The sequence below is a fragment of the Acidiplasma aeolicum genome (assembly GCF_001402945.1).
GTDB classification, from domain to species: Archaea; Thermoplasmatota; Thermoplasmata; order Thermoplasmatales; family Thermoplasmataceae; genus Acidiplasma; species Acidiplasma aeolicum.
This window is the reverse complement of the sequence record NZ_LKBG01000203.1, coordinates 1-630: the sequence shown is the minus strand read 5'-3', so window position 1 is coordinate 630 and position 630 is coordinate 1. Positions and strand designations below refer to the sequence as shown.

Sequence of the window (630 nt, the reverse complement as noted above, 5' to 3'; positions counted from 1 at the left end):
CCTTTATTTTGAGCCCATCACATTGGAGCATGTATCCAATATTATTCACAGGGAATTATTAGATACAGCCAATAAAATGATGTGTTCTAATATAAATGATTTATATTTAATAATGCCCAATCTACTAGTTACAGGTGATAACAAGCTACACCATATTTTGGATAGTATTTCGTCAAAACTTAAAAAAATATTAAATATAAAGACTGATGTTATAATACTGGATGGCAATGACTTTATTTCAACACCATTTTTCACGGCTAAATACACAAAACCACCATTAGATACAATGTATGTAATCATTATAAATTCAAGTTTGGATGTTTTAGGCATTCCACAAATAGCACATGAATTTGAACATATTCATATGGGTGAACATTATGACGTTTACAAAAAATTATTTAAGGACATACAAAATATTTTTAGTTGTTACCATTTATAAATATTGTCTGTAATATTACTTTTTAAATCAGAATAAATAAAAATATGATCTAAAGGGTTAACCCTTAAAAAACCATGTGATAATGATCTGTTAATACCCTTGTCCGATTTATAGAATCTCCTTACAGGTTTTTTAAAAGAAATGAAATTTTCTTCGGTGTTAAATGGTTTAAAACTTAGATTTAAATTATT

The 630-nt window shown here is 26.7% G+C and carries 2 protein-coding genes; one reads left to right on the top strand and one right to left on the bottom strand.

All coding sequences use genetic code 11. The features are described from left to right. On the top strand, positions 1 to 439 hold a 439-nt coding region (locus tag AOG54_RS04540; protein ID WP_236692465.1), incomplete at its 5' end, for a hypothetical protein. Here the strand turns inward: AOG54_RS04540 and AOG54_RS10115 are convergent. After that, positions 427 to 630: hypothetical protein (locus tag AOG54_RS10115; protein ID WP_236692464.1), on the bottom strand; the 204-nt coding region annotated here is incomplete at its 5' end. The genes AOG54_RS04540 and AOG54_RS10115 overlap by 13 nt on opposite strands.